Annotated in this window: 20 protein-coding genes and 1 riboswitch; of the genes, 16 read left to right on the top strand and 4 right to left on the bottom strand. The window is 63.6% G+C overall.

Features of this window, described 5'->3' with window-relative positions:
- Window positions 1-78: 78 nt before the first annotated feature.
- The 5 genes from tpiA to pyrG all read left to right on the top strand — a co-directional run bounded on the left by tpiA (window position 79) and on the right by pyrG (window position 3,689).
- The gene (tpiA, locus tag GJW30_RS14130) at window positions 79-834 is read left to right on the top strand and encodes a triose-phosphate isomerase (RefSeq protein ID WP_096356378.1); all 756 of its coding nucleotides are present in this window, start codon (window positions 79-81) and stop codon (window positions 832-834) included.
- Between the two features lie 51 nt (window positions 835-885).
- A complete protein-coding gene (locus GJW30_RS14135) occupies window positions 886-1,152 on the top strand; it encodes a type II toxin-antitoxin system ParD family antitoxin (RefSeq protein WP_096356380.1) in 267 nt (88 codons plus the stop codon).
- Window positions 1,142-1,438: a type II toxin-antitoxin system RelE/ParE family toxin gene (locus GJW30_RS14140; protein WP_096356382.1), complete on the top strand. Its 297-nt coding sequence runs from the start codon at window positions 1,142-1,144 to the stop codon at window positions 1,436-1,438. The genes GJW30_RS14135 and GJW30_RS14140 overlap by 11 nt, the downstream gene beginning before the upstream one ends.
- A 160-nt stretch (window positions 1,439-1,598) precedes the next feature.
- Window positions 1,599-1,964: a preprotein translocase subunit SecG gene (gene secG, locus GJW30_RS14145; protein WP_096356384.1), complete on the top strand. Its 366-nt coding sequence runs from the start codon at window positions 1,599-1,601 to the stop codon at window positions 1,962-1,964.
- Window positions 1,965-2,060: 96 nt separating this feature from the next.
- Window positions 2,061-3,689, top strand: coding sequence for a CTP synthase (gene pyrG, locus GJW30_RS14150; RefSeq protein WP_096356387.1), 1,629 nt, complete (start codon window positions 2,061-2,063; stop codon window positions 3,687-3,689).
- Here the strand turns inward: pyrG and GJW30_RS14155 are convergent.
- Window positions 3,686-4,339, bottom strand: coding sequence for a TetR/AcrR family transcriptional regulator (locus tag GJW30_RS14155; RefSeq protein WP_096356389.1), 654 nt, complete (start codon window positions 4,337-4,339; stop codon window positions 3,686-3,688). The two genes, pyrG and GJW30_RS14155, sit on opposite strands and share 4 nt — an antisense overlap.
- Before the next feature lie 175 nt (window positions 4,340-4,514).
- Between GJW30_RS14155 and GJW30_RS14160 the strand changes: the two genes are divergently transcribed.
- Window positions 4,515-5,315, top strand: a complete 801-nt coding sequence (locus GJW30_RS14160; RefSeq protein WP_096356391.1) for an SDR family NAD(P)-dependent oxidoreductase — start codon at window positions 4,515-4,517, stop codon at window positions 5,313-5,315.
- 88 nt (window positions 5,316-5,403) lie between these two features.
- Entirely contained in the window at window positions 5,404-5,730 is a 327-nt protein-coding gene (locus GJW30_RS14165; RefSeq protein WP_096358838.1) for an NIPSNAP family protein, read from the top strand.
- Here GJW30_RS14165 and GJW30_RS14170 read toward each other — a convergent pair.
- Window positions 5,723-6,892 carry a serine hydrolase domain-containing protein gene (locus tag GJW30_RS14170; protein WP_096356393.1) on the bottom strand — a complete coding sequence of 390 codons (1,170 nt, stop codon included), beginning with the start codon at window positions 6,890-6,892 and terminating at the stop codon, window positions 5,723-5,725. The two genes, GJW30_RS14165 and GJW30_RS14170, sit on opposite strands and share 8 nt — an antisense overlap.
- An 81-nt stretch (window positions 6,893-6,973) precedes the next feature.
- On the opposite strand from GJW30_RS14170, the gene kdsA reads away from it, so the two are divergent.
- The 7 genes from kdsA (at window position 6,974) to GJW30_RS14205 (ending at window position 11,839) form a co-directional block, all read left to right on the top strand.
- Window positions 6,974-7,822 (top strand): 3-deoxy-8-phosphooctulonate synthase, encoded by an 849-nt coding sequence (kdsA, locus tag GJW30_RS14175; protein ID WP_096356395.1) that lies wholly within the window; start codon window positions 6,974-6,976, stop codon window positions 7,820-7,822.
- Between the two features lie 64 nt (window positions 7,823-7,886).
- The gene (locus GJW30_RS14180; protein WP_096356397.1) at window positions 7,887-8,285 is read left to right on the top strand and encodes a DUF350 domain-containing protein; all 399 of its coding nucleotides are present in this window, start codon (window positions 7,887-7,889) and stop codon (window positions 8,283-8,285) included.
- A gap of 13 nt (window positions 8,286-8,298) precedes the next feature.
- Window positions 8,299-8,763, top strand: a complete 465-nt coding sequence (locus tag GJW30_RS14185) for a hypothetical protein (RefSeq protein WP_096356400.1) — start codon at window positions 8,299-8,301, stop codon at window positions 8,761-8,763.
- Window position 8,764: 1 nt separating this feature from the next.
- A complete protein-coding gene (locus tag GJW30_RS14190; protein WP_096356402.1) occupies window positions 8,765-9,928 on the top strand; it encodes a glutathionylspermidine synthase family protein in 1,164 nt (387 codons plus the stop codon).
- A gap of 59 nt (window positions 9,929-9,987) precedes the next feature.
- Window positions 9,988-10,242, top strand: a complete 255-nt coding sequence (locus tag GJW30_RS14195) for a type II toxin-antitoxin system Phd/YefM family antitoxin (RefSeq protein ID WP_096356405.1) — start codon at window positions 9,988-9,990, stop codon at window positions 10,240-10,242.
- Window positions 10,242-10,682 (top strand): PIN domain-containing protein, encoded by a 441-nt coding sequence (locus tag GJW30_RS14200; protein WP_096356407.1) that lies wholly within the window; start codon window positions 10,242-10,244, stop codon window positions 10,680-10,682. Before GJW30_RS14195 ends, GJW30_RS14200 begins: the two co-directional genes overlap by 1 nt.
- A gap of 2 nt (window positions 10,683-10,684) precedes the next feature.
- Window positions 10,685-11,839 carry an MFS transporter gene (locus tag GJW30_RS14205; protein ID WP_096356409.1) on the top strand — a complete coding sequence of 385 codons (1,155 nt, stop codon included), beginning with the start codon at window positions 10,685-10,687 and terminating at the stop codon, window positions 11,837-11,839.
- Here GJW30_RS14205 and GJW30_RS14210 read toward each other — a convergent pair.
- Both GJW30_RS14210 and GJW30_RS14215 read right to left on the bottom strand, forming a co-directional pair.
- Complete coding sequence (locus GJW30_RS14210; RefSeq protein WP_096356411.1) at window positions 11,836-12,144, bottom strand: AtuA-related protein; 309 nt, start codon at window positions 12,142-12,144, stop codon at window positions 11,836-11,838. The two genes, GJW30_RS14205 and GJW30_RS14210, sit on opposite strands and share 4 nt — an antisense overlap.
- Window positions 12,144-13,472: an acyclic terpene utilization AtuA family protein gene (locus GJW30_RS14215; RefSeq protein ID WP_096356413.1), complete on the bottom strand. Its 1,329-nt coding sequence runs from the start codon at window positions 13,470-13,472 to the stop codon at window positions 12,144-12,146. The genes GJW30_RS14210 and GJW30_RS14215 overlap by 1 nt, the downstream gene beginning before the upstream one ends.
- 69 nt (window positions 13,473-13,541) lie before the next feature.
- A riboswitch (TPP riboswitch) is annotated at window positions 13,542-13,640 on the top strand.
- Here GJW30_RS14215 and thiO point away from each other — a divergent pair.
- Both thiO and thiS read left to right on the top strand, forming a co-directional pair.
- The gene (gene thiO / locus GJW30_RS14220; protein ID WP_096358839.1) at window positions 13,629-14,789 is read left to right on the top strand and encodes a glycine oxidase ThiO; all 1,161 of its coding nucleotides are present in this window, start codon (window positions 13,629-13,631) and stop codon (window positions 14,787-14,789) included. Its footprint overlaps the riboswitch before it by 12 nt.
- Before the next feature lie 2 nt (window positions 14,790-14,791).
- Window positions 14,792-14,998, top strand: coding sequence for a sulfur carrier protein ThiS (gene thiS / locus GJW30_RS14225; RefSeq protein WP_096356415.1), 207 nt, complete (start codon window positions 14,792-14,794; stop codon window positions 14,996-14,998).
- The last annotated feature ends 56 nt before the right edge of the window (window positions 14,999-15,054 follow it).

A 15,054-nucleotide genomic window follows, 5' to 3' on the forward strand; every position in this document is an offset into this window, starting at 1 on the left:
TTTGCGGCGAATAGCCGCTTCCGTGTGTCTGCTGCGTCTGCTAACCCGCCCGGAACAGGGACTGAGGGTAGTTGGATTATGGATCGCACGCGTCGCCCGGTTGTAGCGGGTAACTGGAAGATGAACGGGCTTGCGGCTTCGGTCTCGGAGCTAAAAGGCATCATGGCCGGGGCGAAAGCCGTTTCCGGCAAGGCCGAATTGCTCGTTTGCCCGCCCGCGACGCTGGTTGCGAGCTTCGCCAAGACCGCGAAGGGTTCGACCGTCCATATCGGCGGCCAGACGTGCTATTCGGAAGCCTCCGGTGCCTTCACGGGCGAAATCTCGGCCGAAATGCTGGCCGACGCGGGTGCGACGCACGTTATTGTCGGGCATTCCGAGCGCCGGACGATTTTCAAGGAGAAGGACGCCGACGTTCAGAAGAAGGCACTGGCCGCGCGCCGCGCCGGCCTGATCTCGATCGTGTGCGTCGGCGAGACCAAGGAGCAGCGCGAGGCGGACCGGGCCACCATTATCGTCGGCCAGCAGCTGACCGGCTCGTTGCCGGAAGGCGCGAAAGCCGCGAATCTCATCGTGGCTTACGAACCGGTCTGGGCGATCGGGACGGGCCTCACCCCGACACCGGCAGACATCGCCGAGATGCACAATTTCATCCGCGAGCGTCTCGCGGCGCGCTTCAAAGCCGAGGGCGAAGAGGTTCGCATCCTCTACGGCGGTTCCGTGAAAGCTTCCAACGCTGCCGAGCTGATGGCCGTCCGCAACGTCGACGGCGCGCTGGTCGGCGGAGCCAGTCTCAAAGCCGATGATTTCCTCGGAATCGCAAACGTTTACGCTTAGATGTTGCGACGTATCTCATAAAGTATTACTTTGTGAGATCGGAGGTGCGGCGTGGCAACCAGCTACACGATCGGCAAACACTACGAGGACTTCATCAAGTCGCTCGTCGACAGCGGACGCTATTCGACCGCCAGCGAAGTCATGCGCGACGGCCTACGCCTCGTCGAAGAGCGCGAGGAGGTTCGCCGCGCCAAGCTGGAGTGGCTGCGAACCGAGATCCAGAAGGGCATCGACAGCGGAATCGTTGAAGGCGAGTTTGACGTCGAGGATGTGATCCGTCGCGGGCGAGAGCGCCTGAAGCTGAAGAATGCCGGATAGGAGCCGCCAAACTCCTCAGGCGCTCGTCGATATCGACACCATCTACGACTACATCGCGGACAACAACCCAGAGGCGGCCGACCGGGTCGTCCGTCGTCTCAGGGATGTGATGCGAATGCTGGGCGACAATCCGTTGGCCGGCCGCTCGCGTCCTGAATTTGGTTCGGGCGTTCGCTCGTTTCCGTCAGGCAATTACCTCATATTTTATCGATCCGCCGCCAATGGCGTGGACATCATCCGCGTTCTCCACGGCGCGAGAGAGATCGGAGAAGGCGAGTTTCCATAGGCACTTAGATCTCTATGATGACTCGGTTTGGCAACATCGCCGCGGCATTTTCCGCCATTGGCAAATCGCCGGTCCTTCGTGTAGAAGCCGTGACGAATTCCTCGGAAGCTCTTGAGCAAACACGCTGCGCCGCTTAAGTCGAGCGCGCGAAGGATAGAAGATGCAAACGGTTTTGATCGTGATCCACCTAATGGTGGTGTTGTCCCTGACCGGCCTCGTGCTGCTGCAGAAGTCGGAAGGCGGCGGCCTCGGCATGGGCGGCGGCGGTGGCGGCGGAGCAGGCGGCTTCCTCTCCTCGCGCGGCACGGCGAACGTCCTGACCCGCTCGACCGCGATCCTCGCCGCAGTGTTTTTCGCGACCAGCATGCTGCTCTCGATCGTCGCCGGTTGGGACCGTAAGCCTAAGTCGATCATGAATTCGCCGGCCGGCCAGTCTCAGCCCGCCGCTCCGGTCGCCCCTGTTGCGCCACGCAGCGGCCCGCAGGTGCCGTCTTCGGCGCCGCAGGCACCGGCTCAGCCGCAATAACCCGGAAAGCCTGTTCGAGGTTTTCCACCGGTGCATAGAACCTGCGCCGATTTAGACCTCGCAGAATCGAAACCAGGGCGATAAACACCAAGTCCCATGGCCCGGTACGTATTCATCACTGGCGGCGTGGTTTCCTCCCTCGGTAAAGGTCTTGGCTCAGCGGCTCTCGGGGCGCTGTTGCAGGCTCGCGGGTACAAAGTCCGTCTGCGCAAACTCGACCCCTATCTCAACGTCGATCCCGGAACGATGTCGCCGTATCAGCACGGCGAAGTCTTCGTGACGGACGATGGCGCCGAGACCGACCTGGATCTAGGTCACTACGAGCGCTTCACGGGGAATTCGGCGGTCCGTCAGGACAACATCACGACCGGCCGCATCTATCAGGACATTCTCGCCAAGGAACGGCGCGGCGACTATCTCGGCGCGACCATCCAGGTCATCCCGCACGTCACCAACGCGATCAAGGATTTCGTCCGCGAGGGCAACGAAGATTACGACTTCGTCCTCGTCGAAGTCGGCGGCACGGTCGGCGACATCGAGAGCCTGCCGTTCCTCGAAGCAATCCGTCAGATCAAGAACGAACTGCCGCGCGGCCACGCGATTTATATTCATCTGACGCTGCTGCCGTACATTCCGTCGGCCGGCGAACTGAAAACGAAGCCGACACAGCACTCCGTCAAAGAGTTGCTCTCGATCGGCATTCAGCCCGACATTCTGCTCTGCCGCACGGATCGTCCGATCCCGAAGGAAGAGCGTCGCAAGCTCTCGCTCTTCTGCAACGTTCGAGAGACCGCGGTGATCGAGGCGCGCGATGTCGACAACATCTATGCGGTGCCGGAATCGTACCACGCCGAAGGTCTCGACATCGAAGTGCTGCACGCCTTCGGAATCGAGCAAACTGGCGAGCCGGATATCTCGCTCTGGTCCAACATCAACAATCGCATCCGCAATCCGGAAGGCGAAGTGACGATTGCGATCGTCGGCAAATATACGGGCCTCAAGGACGCCTACAAATCGCTGATTGAGAGCCTCAGCCACGGTGGCATCGCCAACAAAGTGAAGGTCAATCTCGATTGGATCGAGTCGGAAGTGTTCGAACACGAAGACGCCGCGCCGTTCCTCGAACACGTCCACGGCATCCTCGTGCCGGGCGGCTTTGGCCACCGCGGCGCCGAAGGAAAAATCCGCGCCGCGCAGTTCGCGCGCGAGCGCCGCGTTCCGTATTTCGGCATTTGCTTCGGCATGCAGATGGCCGTCGTCGAAGCGGCGCGCAATCTCTGCGGCATCGCGGACGCGAACTCGACCGAGTTCGGTCCGACGCCGCAGCCGGTCGTCGGCCTGATGACCGAATGGCTGAAGGGCAACGAGCTCGAGAAGCGCGGTAGGAACGGTGATCTCGGCGGCACGATGCGCCTCGGTGCTTACGACGCGACGTTGACGCGCGGCAGCCGCATCGCCGGCATCTACGGCGCGACGGAAATCTCCGAACGCCACCGCCATCGCTACGAGGTGAACACCGAGTACAAAGGCCGGCTCGAACAGCACGGCCTGCGCTTCGCCGGAATGTCGCCGGACGGTCTGTTGCCCGAGACGGTGGAATACGAGAACCATCCCTGGTTCATCGGCGTGCAGTATCATCCGGAACTAAAGTCGCGCCCGTTTGCGCCGCACCCGCTCTTCGCCTCGTTCGTCGAGGCCGCGAAGGTGCAGTCGCGTCTCGTCTAGTTCGCGTCCGGCTGAGCAATCAATCCGAACAACGGACGCACGTCGGCGACCAGCCGGTCCGCGACGCCGTGATCGCCGCCGACGTAAGCGAGCAGGGCGCGCTGGAACATGCCGTCGAGCAGCGCGTACAGCACATGCGACGGCGCAGCTGGGCTCTTGCGGCAAAGCTCCGCGTAGCGTGACGCGATGCGCCACACCATCGCTTCGAGCAGCGTGTCGATCTCGGTGACGTCCTTGCGATACGCTGCATCGTAGAGCGCTTGCGAGCGCAGGTCGTACCAGAGGCGATGCATATGCGCTTCGCTGCAGAGTGACTCGCGCATCTTCACCAAAAAATTCTCGACGAGTTCGGTCGGCGATTGCGCCGCCGCGACGAGCGCGTCGTAGCGCGTCGCGCAGTTTGTCTTGTAGTGCCGCACCGCGCAGCAGATGAGATCGGTCTTGTCCGTGAAGTAGTAGTGCAGCACGCCGTGCGAGAAATCCGACTTCTGCGCGATCTCGCGAAGCGACGTCCGCGCGTAACCAAGCTCGCTCAAAGTCTCGAGCGCCGCTTCGGCAAGCTCGATGCGCCGGGCGTTGCTCTTGTCGCCACGGACCTTGTCGTCGTTCTGTGCAGTCCAGCGGCGCGGCGCAATCATCGCTTCAGACATAAAAGCCCCCTTCGAGGACCGTAGCGGCAATGAATTAGAACGATCGCAGTGTGATTGTGCAAATGCACAAATGCAATCTCTTGACGAGCGAACGAAGGAAAAAGACGATTGCGCTTATTAGCGTTGCGTAAAGCGCACATTTTTTACAACCCCTAGTTATTGTGAGGCTATATCTATGATTGCAAAGCTCGAAGGGCGTTCCGCCCTCGTCACGGGATCGGCCCGTGGAATAGGCAAGGGAATCGCCGAGGCGCTCGCTGCTACAGGCGCCGCCGTCCTCATCAGCGACGTTCTTGAGGATGCCGGCGAGGCCACCGCCGCCGCGCTGCGTGACGGCGGAGCGGACGCCTATTTCGTCAAACTCGACGTAACCCAAGACGCGGACTGGCAGCGCGCCGCTGCCGCCACCGTCGAACGTTTCGGCGGTTTCGATATCCTGATCAACAACGCCGGCATCGAGGTGACGTCGCTCGTTGCGGACATCGACGCGGCCGATGCCTTGCGCATGTGCAACGTCAATATCGTCGGCACGGCGTTGGGCATGAAACACGCCTTCCGCGCGATGCGGCCGGGCGGCGCGGCCGGGAAGGGCGGCGCGATCGTCAATATCGCGTCGGTCGCTGCTACAATCGCGTTCCCGGCCATTGCGGTCTATTCGGCGACCAAATCGGCGGTCGACCGCATGACCCGCATTGCGGCCATGGAAGCCGGCAAGCTCGGCTACGGCATCCGCGTCAACGCGATCTACCCTGGCCTGATCCCGACCGACATGGGCCTGCAGCTCGCGAGCGACATCGTCGCGGTTGGCCTCGCCGCCGACGTCAACGCGGCGGTCGCCGATGTCGTCGGGCAAACACCGCTCGGGCGGCTGGCCGAAGTGTCCGATATCGCGAAAGCCGCCGCCTTTCTCTGCTCGGCGGATGCAGCCTTCATCACCGGTGCCGGCCTGCCGGTCGACGGCGGCATGGGCATGTGAGCCGCGAAGCGCCCGCGACCTTTTCGGCGCGGGCGTTGTCGTCTATGCGTTCGTCATCGCGATCAGAACAACAATCAGGAAACGTCCGATGATCTACGAAATGCGCAACTATCGCTGCGTGCCCATGCGTCTGCCGGCGCTGCTCGCCCGCTTTCAGAACGTCACGCTCGCGCTGTGGGAAAAGCACGGCATCCGTCAGGCCGGCTTCTTCACCACCGTCATCGGCGAATCCAACAACGAGTTGATCTATTTCCTCGCCTGGGAGTCGATGGCCGAGCGCGAGCAGAAGTGGACGAAGTTCATGAACGATCCGGAATGGGTCGCCAAGCGCGCCGAGAGCGAAAAGGACGGGCCGATCCTCGCCAACGTGACGAGCCAGCTGCTCGCACCGACGGCCTTCTCGTCGGTCAAGTAATCGCGTCGTAGGTCGCGCGCTCGATCGTTCCGAGGAGATCGAGCACGATCGGGTCCGCGAATGGGCGCAGCTGCGTGAACAACACGCCGCCGACGCCTGACGCAGGATCGATCCAATAATACGTGTTCGCGAGCCCGGCCCAGAACAGACTGCCGGGCTTGCGGCCATGCTTGGTCTCCTTCGTGTTGACGAGGAAACTCAAGCCCCATTTCTTGTCCTGCTCGGGATGCAGGTCGACGTCGTTCGATAAACGCGGCGCCGCCGTCGTCATCTTGCCCATCGTCAGTTCGCCGATGTGGTTCTGTGCCATCAGCGCAATCGTCTCGGGTTTCAGGATTTGCCGCCCGTTGGCGCGCCCGCCGTTGAGGATCATCCGCACGAACGCGATGTAATCGCGCGCGGTGCCGTAGAGCCCGCCGCCGCCGAGTTCGTTGTTGTCGGTGCGATGCACCTCAGTCGGCTGCGGATGCAGCGATCCGTCCTCATGGCGCAGATACAGCGTGACGATGCGCGCATGCTGCTCGGGCGAAAGGTTGTAGCTGGTGTCGCTCATACCGAGCGGATCGAAGAATTCGTCCTTCATGTATGTGCCGAGTGATTTCCCGCTGACGGCTTCGACCGCCTTGCCGACCCAATCGATGTTGATGCCGTATTCCCAGCGCGTGCCCGGATCGCTCATCAGCGGCACTTCGAGCGAGCGCGGCTGGCGGGTGAGGGGGCTCGGCAAGCCGACGGCCTCGATGTAGCGCTTCTGGTCAGCGTTCCAAACCTCATAGGCAAAACCGGCCGTATGCGTGAGCAGATGCCGCAGCGTGATTGCGCGTTTGGCATCGCGCAGGCGCGGCGTGCCGTCGCTCTCGAATCCGTCGAGCACCTTGGGCTTGGCGAGCTGCGGCAGCACGTTGCCGATCGGCGCGTCGAGATCGAGCTTGCCTTGCTCGACGAGCTTCATCGCGGCAGCACCCGCGATCGCCTTGGTCATCGAGGCGATGCGGAAGATGCTGTCCTGCCGCAGCGCTTCGCCGCTCGCGATATCGCGCACGCCGTAGACGGCCTCGAACAGCGTCTTGTCGCGGTCCGTGACGATCGCGATGGCGCCGGCAATTGCTCGAGATTTGGCGGCAGCGGCAAGGGCGGCATCCGCGCGATCGAACGGGCTCATTCGTGGCTCTCGTTGGCGTTTCCTGCCCCGAGGCCTAGCACAGGTTGACCCGCCGCGCGCGCCGAAGCATGGTCCGCCGCCATGACCGATACGCTCAAAGCCGCCGCCACCGTCGCGGCGCGAAACGTCACATTCTCCAACGCGCTTCCGCTCGCGCTGATCGCCGGGCCGTGCCAGATGGAAAGCCGCGCGCACGCGCTCGAAATGGCGATGGCGCTGAAAGAGATCGCCGCGAAGCGAAGCATTGGCCTCGTCTACAAATCGTCCTTCGACAAGGCGAACCGCACCAGCGTATTGGGCAAGCGCGGCATCGGGCTCGACGGCGCGCTTCCGATCTTCGCCGAGATCCGCGAGACGCTTGGGCTTCCGGTGCTCACCGACGTCCACGAGATCGAGCACTGTGCGGCGGTCGCCGATGTCGTCGACATCCTGCAGATCCCGGCTTTCCTCTGCCGCCAGACCGACCTCCTGGTCGCCGCCGCAAAGACCGGCCGCATCGTCAACGTGAAGAAGGGCCAATTCCTCGCGCCGTGGGACATGACCAACGTCGTTGCCAAGATAACGCAGAGCGGCAACGCGAATGTGCTGGTCACCGAGCGCGGCGCGTCCTTCGGCTACAACACGCTCGTCTCCGACATGCGCGCCTTGCCGATCATGGCACGCACGACCGGCGCGCCGGTGATTTTCGATGCGACGCATTCGGTTCAGCAGCCGGGCGGCAAGGGTTCGTCGTCGGGCGGCGAGCGTGAATTCGTGCCGGTGCTGGCGCGCGCTGCGGTGGCGGTTGGCGTTGCTGGCGTCTTCATCGAGACGCATCAAGACCCCGACAATGCCCCGTCCGACGGGCCGAATATGGTGCCGCTGAAAGAGATGGACGCGCTGATCGGCGACCTGATGGCCTTCGATAAACTAGCGAAAAAGTCGCGATAGCGCCCTAGAAAAGGCCGAGACACGCCGGTAGGCTCCCACCGCCGCGCGGAATCGGAGAACAAGAATGGCGTCGCTCGAAGGCTTGCCCGCATTCATCCTGTATCTTTGCGTCGCGTCGATATCCTGCATGGCCTACGTCTACTGCTACACGCGGCTCACGAAACATGACGAATTCGCGCTGATCGCCGAGAACAATATCGGCGCCGCCATCGCGCTGGGCTTGAGCCTTCTCGGCTTCGCGCTTCCGGTCGTCAGCGCCATCTCGCATTCGTCGGACGTTGCCGACTGCATCGTCTGGAGCGCCATCGCGCTGCTGGTGCAGATCGCCGTCTATTACATCGCCCGCATTCCGGTGCCGGACATTTCCGAGCGCATCGAGAAGGGCGAGATCGCCCCGGCAGTCTGGCTCGGCCTCGCGTCCGTCACAGCCGGCATGATCAATTCCGCCTCAATGTCGTACTAACGAGCTTCGGGCAATGAAACGCTCGAGCCACGTCGCACTTCTGGTCGGCGGCCTCTCGGTCGCAGGCGTCAGCGCCTACGCGATGATGCCGGTGCGGCAGGAGTGCAAGCCGGTCAATCCGCCGGCCGCCGCCGCGACCCCGACGCCCGGCGCAGCAGTCGTGATCCAAGACGGAAAGCCCGTCGGCGCGGCTCCGGCCGCAGCACCGCAACAGCAGAATTGCCGCCGCACCCGCTGGTTCAATCACACGTCGACATCGTCGTCCGGCCGCTCAGGCGGCATGTACGTGCCCGGTTGGTCATCGCGCGGCGACAACCGGTCGTCGTCGAACAGCGTCGGCCTTGCGCCGTCACGCCAAGCCAATCGCTCCAGCACCAGCTCGCGCTCGACGACATCGTCATCGTCACGGTCGACAACGACATCGCGCGGCGGCTTCGGTTCGACTTCGAGTTCGGTCTCGCGCGGCTCGTCCTCCTGAAATGCAACGGATCGCGATAGACGAGCGTGCCGACTGGATCGCGAAAGCCGAAGCGATCGGCTTCATCTTCCACACGCTCGACGGCGAGCGTTATTGGGACGAACGCGCCTACTACGCCTTCACGCTCAAGCAGATTGAGCAAGACCTCGAAGGTCCGACGAACGAACTCGCCGCCATGTGCCGAGAACTCGTCACGCGCGCGATCGCCGACGACGAGATCATGCGCAAGCTCGCGATCCCGCAGAAATTCTGGAACTACATCTCGGCGAGCTGGAAGAAGCAGGAGCCGAGCCTCTACGGCCGCTTCGATCTCCGCTACAACGGCCGTGCCCCCGCGAAGCTGCTCGAATTCAACGCCGACACGCCGACCTCGCTGTTCGAGACCGGCGTCTTCCAGTGGCAATGGCTCGAAGACGCGATCGAGCGCGCCATCGTCCCGAAGGACGCCGACCAGTTCAATTCCGTGCACGAGCGGCTGATCGCGGGCTGGCAAGAGATCGGGGCAGGGCGTGCCTTGAATCTCGCCGGCGTCATCGACGATCCGGAGGATGGCGGAACGGTCGCCTACCTCAACGACACCGCGCAGCAGGCAGGGCTAAAAACCACCGTGCTGCCGATGGATAAGATCGGGCGCAACCCGAAGGGTTTGTTCGTCGATCAGAAAGACGTGCCGATCGAGTTGATGTTCAAGCTTTATCCCTGGGAATGGATGATGCGCGAAGAGTTCGGCGCGTCGCTCCCAGGCTCTGGCACCCAGTTCATCGAGCCGCCCTGGAAAGCGATCCTCTCCAACAAGGGCATCCTCCCGCTGCTGTGGTCGATGTATCCGCGTCATCCGAACTTGCTCCCGGCCGCCTTCGAGAACGACGCCGAAGGAGTGAAGGCGCTCGGCGAGAGCTATGTGCGCAAGCCGCTTTTCTCGCGCGAGGGTGCGAATATCGAGATCGTCGTGTCGGGCGCTGTAATCGACCGCGACGACGGGCCGTACGGCCAGGAAGGCTTCATCCGCCAAGGCCTCGCAACGCTCCCGCGCTTCGAGGAGAATTACACGGTGCTCGGCTCTTGGCTGGTCCGCGACCAAGCCTGCGGCCTTTCGGTGCGCGAAGCGCTCGACCCGATCACCAAGAACACCTCACGCTTCCTGCCGCACGCAATCGTTGGGTGACGTTGAATTCTGTCGAAATATGACTACAGTAGCCACGGTTCTCACATTGCGAGACGGCTATGAAACAACTTCAATTGAGGGATGCAAAATCCGCGCTATCGGCGGTCGTCGAAGACGCGGAGAATGGCAAACCGACGACGATTACCAAGCACGGCCGCAAAGCGGCGGTTGTGATTTCCTATGACGAGTGGGTTAAGTTGAAAAAGAAGCTTCCAACCTTCGCCGAGCTGCTGATTGCGATGCCCGAGCTCAATCCGGAGGATCTGCCGAAGCGTAAGCCTGCGCGTGTGCTCAGATCGCCGCCGTTCAAGTGATGACGCGCTATCTTCTCGATACGAACGCGCTGTCGATATTAGCGCCCGCCGCGCGCGAGCCCGATCAGCGATCGAAGGCGTTTCAGCAATGGGCGCTGGATCGTCACGAAAACCTCTTTCTCTCGGCGGTGACGCTGACAGAGGTGCAATCCGGTATCAGCCGCCTCCATCGCAAGCGGGCTCACAAGCGTGCGCAGGTTCTCGAAGATTGGCTCGACTCGGTCATTCAAATCTACGACGCCCGAATATACGCGTTGACCACCGAGATCGCGCTTGAAACTGGCCGCCTGGTTGACCGGGCGGCCGGCGCCGGTGCCGATCCGGGCTTCGAGGACGCCGCTATCGCGGCAACAGCGGCGACCGAAGGCATGACGGTCGTCACGTCGAACACACGCCACTTCAAGCATTTCGGTGTGCCTTTCATCACGCCGCCGGACTGAGCATGCCCGCCTTCATCTACATCGTGGCCGCCGTAGCGTTCACCGCGACGCTGTTCGTGCGCATGACCGACCCGATCGTGCCGCAGATCGCGCTCGACCTGCGCGTCGACGTGCAAAGCGCGGCACTGCTCGGTACCGCCTTCGCGCTCCCGTGGGCGCTGCTGCAGCCGCTGCTCGGCCCGGTCGGCGATCTCGTCGGCAAGGCGCGGGTGATCACGGTGTGCCTCGCGATCCTGTCCGTCGCGGGCCTCGCGGGCGCCTTCGCGCCGACCTTTCCGCTGCTGCTGACGACGCGCATCATCTCCGGTATGGCGGCGGGCGGCGTGTTCCCGGTCGCCATCGCGCTGATCTCGGATCGTGTCGCGATGCAGACGCGGCAGATTGCGATCAGCCGCCTGATACTCGGCAGCGTCACCGGCATGCTTGCCGGATCGCTGTTCGCCGGCATTCTCGCCGACTTCGTCAGCTGGCGCGGCATCTTCTTTCTTGTTGCGGCCTGCAATGCGATTGCGGCTTTCGCGGCCTGGTACTGGCTCGACGATGGCCCCGATTTCACGCCGCACTTCAACATTGCGGAAGCGCTCGCGAATTACGGGAAAGTCTTCTCGAACCCGCTGTCGAAATTCTGCTTCGGCGCGGTCTTTGTCGAAGGCCTCGTGATCTACGGCATTTTTCCGTACATCGCGCTGCTGCTGACGCGCATCGGCGAGACGCGCGCGTCGATCGCCGGCGTCGTCGTCGCGAGCTTCGGCATCGGCGGAATTCTCTACGCCTTGATGGTGTCGCGCGTCATCGGCCGCGCCGGTCCGCGCGGGTTGATGATCGGCGGTGGTTTGCTGGCGGGCGCCGCGCTGATCACGCTCGCGGCGCTGCCGCCGTGGCAGGTGCAGGCTGTCGCGCTGATGAGCCTAGGCCTCGGCTTCTTCGCGCTTCACGCCTCGATCCAGACGCAGATGACGGAGCTCGCGCCGGAAGCGCGCGGCACCACGGTCGCGATGCACTCGTTCTTCTATTTTCTCGGCCAAGCGCTCGGCCCGATCGTCTATCTCGCGGGCTTCCGCCTGATCGACGCGCCGCTCGCGCTTTTGGCCGGTGGCGTCGCGATTATCGCGGTCGGCCTCATCACGCCGCGCCTGATCTTGCCGGCGCGCGCCTAGCGCTCCGGCATCTCCATATCGAGCAGGGCGGAACTCAGCGCCTTCCCATGTGCATCGAGCGCGAGCGAACGCGTGACGCCGCCCCGCAGCGTGCCTTTGAGCACGAAATTCAGCGCGCCGATGTTCGGTAGTTCGTAGCGCGTGACGTCGCCCTGAACGATGTCGCCGAAATGCGCGCGGACGCGCTCGACTGTCACGTGTTCGCGCAGATGCTCATAGTCCTGCGGATCGTAAGCGATCACCGAGATGTTGGACGTGTCGCCCTTGTCGCCGGTGCGCGAGTGGGCCAAATCGCGAAGCTTCATCACGCCTCCAGCATCGTCGTCTGCGGCTGGAAGGCAGCCTCGGGAACGAAAGTCGACGCGACCGCGACGATCTCGCGTGCGTTCTTCCACGCGCCGCCGCCGCCCGCCGGGCCGTTGGTGTAGAGCGTCTCGACCTCGTTGCCGACGCGGATCGCTTCCTCCATCGACTCCGTACGGCCGATGACGCGCACGCGCACCTCGTAAGGTTCGCTGCCCGCGCCGAGCCTTGCTCCATGCAGCGAGTCGACACCGATGAGATCGAAGCGCAGTTCCGTCGTCTTGACGCTGGTCAGCTCAAGTCGCTCACGCACGATATCGAGCGCGAGCCGTCCGCGCTCGACCGCGCCGGGACCCGCATATGAGATCTGGCCTTCGCCGACGAAGCTGTCGACATAACCGACCGAGGTTTTCAGCATCTTGGTCTTCGCGGCGCCATTGCCGCCGGTGACGCGCACGCGATCCGGTCCAATTTCCTCAACGGAGACATCAGAGAAATCCGCCACGACATCGGGCTGGAAATACTGCTTCGGGTCCTGCACCTCGTAGAGCAGTTGCTCCTTCACGGTGCGGCTCGTAACTGCTCCGCCGGAGCCCGGGACTTTAGTTATGACCACAGTCCCGTCCTCGCTCACTTCGCCGATCGGGAAACCGAGCCGCGCCAGTCCAGGAATGTCCTTGAGGCCCGGATCGGCGAAATAGCCGCCCGTGATTTGGCCGGCGCATTCGAGCAGATGCCCGACGACCGTGCCGCGCCCGAGCATCGGCCAGTCATCCATCGCCCAGCCGAATTCATGCACGCAGCAGCCGAGGAACATCGCGGGGTCCGCCGCGCGCCCGGTGATGACGACGTCCGCGCCCGCAGCCAAAGCCGCCGCGATCGGCGCCGCACCCGTATAAGCATTCGCCGAGACGACCTTGTTGCCGAGCGAATGCACGGTGCCGCCGATGTCGAGTGCTTCGCCGTGCGCGGCATCGAGCACATCGTCGCCCGTGATCGCCGCGATCTTGAGACCCTTGAGCCCGAGAGCCTGGGCCACCGCGCGGGCCTTCTCGGCAGCCGCGATGGGGTTCGCCGCGCCCATGTTGGTGACGACCCGCACTTGGTTGGCGCGGCAGAGCGGCAGCACGGCGCGGAATCGCGCCTCCAGCAGCGGGTCATAGCCTTGTTTCGGGTCTTTCAGTTTGGCCTGCTGCGCCAGCGCGATGGTGCGTTCGGCGAGGCACTCGAACACCAGGTAGTCGAGTTGGCCCTTTTCGGCGAGTTCCACGGCCGGTTCGATACGGTCACCCGCATACCCTGCGCCGGCCCCTATACGGATTGTTTTCATTGTTCTCTTGCGTCTCCGTCCCGGCCGCTAGTCTAACCCTTGAGAGTCGCGGATAAAAACCCCATGATAGAGGTCTGCCTGGGGTGTCGCGGCGGTTCGCGACTGAGAGCATACCCAAAGAACCTGTCGGGGTTATGCCCGCGTAGGGAGTAGCAGATGCAAGGGACTTCCAAAGCCGGGACGAAGCACGTCGCCATCATTGGCGCCGGCGTATCCGGGCTTGGCATCGGCTGGCGGCTCGCGCAGCGCGGGTTCGCGGTTACCGTTTTCGACAAGGGCGTGGCCGGAAGCGGCGCGACTTATGCGGCGGCCGGCATGCTGGCGGCCTGTTCCGAAGCCGAGCCCGGCGAGGAAGCGCTCATCGCGCTCGGCCGCGAGAGCCAGAAACGCTGGCCGGATTTCGCCGCCGAAGTTGAAGCAGCCTCCGGTCTATCGGTGGACCTCCGCCGAGAAGGCACGCTGCTCGTCGCGCTCACCGCCGACGATCAGGCGCGCCTGACCCACGATCTCGGCTTCCAGAAAGGCCTAGGCCTGCCGCTCGAGTGGATTTCCGCGGGAGCCGCCCGCAAGCGCGAGCCGCATCTGGGTTCCCGTCTCGCCGGCGCGCTGTGGTCGCCCGAGGACACGCAGGTCGACAACCGCAAACTCGGCGCTGCGCTACGCGTCGCGGCCGAACGCGCGGGCGTCGTGCTGCGCGAGAACACGGCGGTCAAAAGCATCACCAGCGAGCGCGGCCGCGTCACCGGCATCGAACTTGCCGACGGCGAGAAGATCGCGGCCGATCACGTGGTGCTCGCGGCCGGTGCATGGTCGCGGCAGATCGAAGGCATTCCGGCCGAAGCGCGTCCGCCCGTGCGCCCGATTAAAGGCCAGATGATCGCGCTGCAGATGGACCCGCGTGCGCCATTGATGACCCACGTCGTCTGGGCGCCCGGCGTCTACATGGTGCCGCGCCGCGATGGCCGCTTGCTGCTTGGCGCGACCGTCGAGGAGAAGGGCTTCGATACGACAATGACGGCGGGCGGCATGCTGACGTTGCTTGAAGCCGCATGGCGCGCCGTGCCGGCGATCGAGGAGTTGCCGATCGCCGAGACGTGGGTCGGTCACCGGCCGGGCAGTCGTGACGACGCGCCGATCCTCGGCGCCGGTCCGCTCGACGGACTGACCTACGCGACCGGCCATCACCGCAACGGCATCCTGCTGACGCCGGTGACCGCCGACCTCGTCGCGCAGCTTGTCGTTGATGGCAAGGCCGATCCGCTGCTGCAGCCGTTCGGGATGGGACGATTTGAACCGCGCTCTCAAGCCGCGGAGTAGGGATGATGACGACGATCAACGTGAATGGCGAAGCGCAGAATCTGTCGGCCGAAACGCTGGCCGCGCTGCTCGCCGAGAAAGGCATCGAAGGCAGTCGCGGGCTCGCGGTCGCGCTCAACGGCGCCGTGGTGCCGCGCGCGAATTGGCCGTCGACCAAACTCAACGCCGGTGACGATGTCGAAATCGTCCACGCCAAGCAGGGCGGCTAAGGTTGAAGAACCGGAATCATTTTCTTGTGCGAGTCGTGTAACCGACTCTGAGGATT

It is taken from the genome of Variibacter gotjawalensis, from assembly GCF_002355335.1.
Classification (GTDB): Bacteria; Pseudomonadota; Alphaproteobacteria; order Rhizobiales; family Xanthobacteraceae; genus Variibacter; species Variibacter gotjawalensis.